2 protein-coding genes and 1 pseudogene are annotated in these 2,315 nt (G+C 36.8%); 2 read left to right on the top strand and 1 reads right to left on the bottom strand.

The window, feature by feature from the left end; all coding sequences use genetic code 11:
- Positions 1–177 precede the first annotated feature (177 nt).
- Positions 178–1,344 carry an FtsK/SpoIIIE domain-containing protein gene (locus tag ACODS7_RS31700; protein WP_488828531.1) on the top strand — a complete coding sequence of 389 codons (1,167 nt, stop codon included), beginning with the start codon at positions 178–180 and terminating at the stop codon, positions 1,342–1,344.
- Positions 1,334–1,942: a replication-relaxation family protein gene (locus ACODS7_RS31695; protein WP_243168455.1), complete on the top strand. Its 609-nt coding sequence runs from the start codon at positions 1,334–1,336 to the stop codon at positions 1,940–1,942. The genes ACODS7_RS31700 and ACODS7_RS31695 overlap by 11 nt, the downstream gene beginning before the upstream one ends.
- A gap of 2 nt (positions 1,943–1,944) precedes the next feature.
- Here the strand turns inward: ACODS7_RS31695 and ACODS7_RS31690 are convergent.
- Positions 1,945–2,315 (bottom strand): annotated as a pseudogene (locus ACODS7_RS31690) (cytosolic protein); the annotation flags it as partial.

The following is a 2,315-nucleotide window of genomic DNA, read 5'->3' as shown; positions in this document are numbered from 1 at the left end:
TAATGGGAACAGTTTTAATCGGGGCAGTTCTGCTAGAAAAATATCTTGTGCAAAAGGATTATGTATTAGCGGCTAAATTATTATCTGATGGTATTCATTATGGGATGAGAATTGGAGGAGTGGGATTCATCGGCTATGTCTTTATTCGAATTGTAATCATGTTCTAGGGGGCTTATCATGGAGAAACTAAAAGAATGGATGAATAAGAGGTCTTTAAAGCAGCAACTAATTGAAGTGTTTCGTAAGGCAGGTTTATATATAGAACATCAAACAAGAGGCGGACAAATCCCGATTTATCCCAAGATTCATGTTGTTACTTCTTCGAACCAATGTGTACAATATGTGTTTACCATTCCAAACGGATTAGATCCAAAGAAGATTGAAAAGAAGTGGTTCTGTTTTCAACAAATATTAGGACGTAATATAGCAATTGAAGGAGATATTAAAAAGTTTGTACTTCACGTATTCCATTCGGATGTTGGATTAAAACCATACAACTATAGTTATAAGAAATGGCAGCCATTATTGCAAAAATATCGTCTTCCTGTTGTGGTAGGCCGTGATCAGTTTGGGAAAATGAGTACTTACGATATGGTGGATGCAAACACACCGCATCTTCTCATTGCGGGAGAAACAGGTTCAGGAAAAAGTAGTATGGTGCGAGTTATCTTGTCTACATTGATTCAAACCATGTCGCCTGATACCTTGCATTTGTACCTAGGCGATTTGAAAAATTCTGAGTTTCATTTCTTACGGCGAGTCAAACATATAAAAGAAGTATGTATGGAAGAAGTCGAAATGAAACTCATGCTTCAAAAAGTTTGGAAGGAAATACGCGAACGTAGAAAGCTGATGGAAGAGTATGAAGTGGATCATATCGATGAATGCAATAAATTGAATCCTGACAATCAAAAACCATACATCTTACTTGCTATCGATGAAGTAGCAATGCTACAAGATGAAAAAGATTGTATGGCTACAATTGAAAAAATATCCGCAGTCGGTCGATCTCTAGGAGTCTTTCTTATGCTTAGTATGCAACGTCCAGATGCAAAAGTGTTAGATGGTAAATTGAAACTAAACATGACAGTCAGAATGGGCTTCAGGTGTGCTGATAGCATTAATAGTAAGATCATGGGTACACCTGGGGCAGAAGACTTAGAGCAATCTGGTCAGATGATTCTAAAATTACATGGGCTCAAGAAAGTGCAAGCGCCTTATTTAGCTTTAAACAAAGCGAAACAAATGATTGAACCGTACCGTGTATTGAAAAATACAGTTGAGCTTCCAAGTCCAGAACAAGAAAAAATGCCTTTGTTTGGAGTGTTGAATCATGAAGAATAGAGATAAGGCAATCCTAAAGGATTTACAGCGATTTCGATGCATGTCCCGTGATGATATTATCGATTTGCATTTTCAAGGACTCAAGAAAGCTGTGACTTGTTGTAATACGGTGATGAAGCGGTTAAGAAGAGATGGAAGTGTGGATGCAAATGTATCACAGCAGCCATATATCTATTTTCCGCAACCGAGTACGATTCGAAAAACGAGTCAAAAGATTCCACATTTCCTCGCCATTGTGGATGTATATAAGCAACTTCTCCAGTACGAAAAGCCAAAATTATTTAAAGTTGAGCCGAAATACGGTAAAGCATACATGGAGCCTGATATCTTTACTATATGGCGACAGTCTCCGTTTTTCATAGAAGTACAGAATTCAGTCTACAGTAAGAAAGTTATGCAAGAAAAAGTAAATCGTTACGAATTCTACTTTCATAGTTTGGAATGGCAGCAAGAACCATGGCAACCGAAGAAATCCAAATATTTCCCCTCACTACTCATCATTACGGATACACAATATGATATGTACTCTCCCAATTTTCGCATATTCCAAACAAAGTCGATTCATGATTTCATGAATCAAATGGCGATTCGGAATTAAAATTATTCGCCAATCATCTTTAGAAATAACGTATCACGAGTAGAAATATCTTTCTTACGATTTGCAAGATTATGTATATCCCTAAAGCTATCGATATAGTTGTAGACCATTTGTTTAAACGTGCGGGTAAAATAGCCGATCGGATTTTTCAACAACGTACCATTATGCTCGTATTCATGCGTTTTAGAGAACAAGATAGCTGACGCATTCGCAAGAATGTTGTGGAATACATCTGTATCCGCTAGTAAATTGAATTTTTTAGCAGCCTTTCTTGCAATATTTTTGGCATTTTTGAAAGATTCATTTATCACCTTTGAATCAAAAGCAGTTTGTAATTTCATACGCATAGATTGTGGTACACGGTAATCGATGA

Source organism: Bacillus sp. FG16 (genome assembly GCF_057809515.1).
This window is presented reverse-complemented; position numbering and strand designations above follow the sequence as displayed.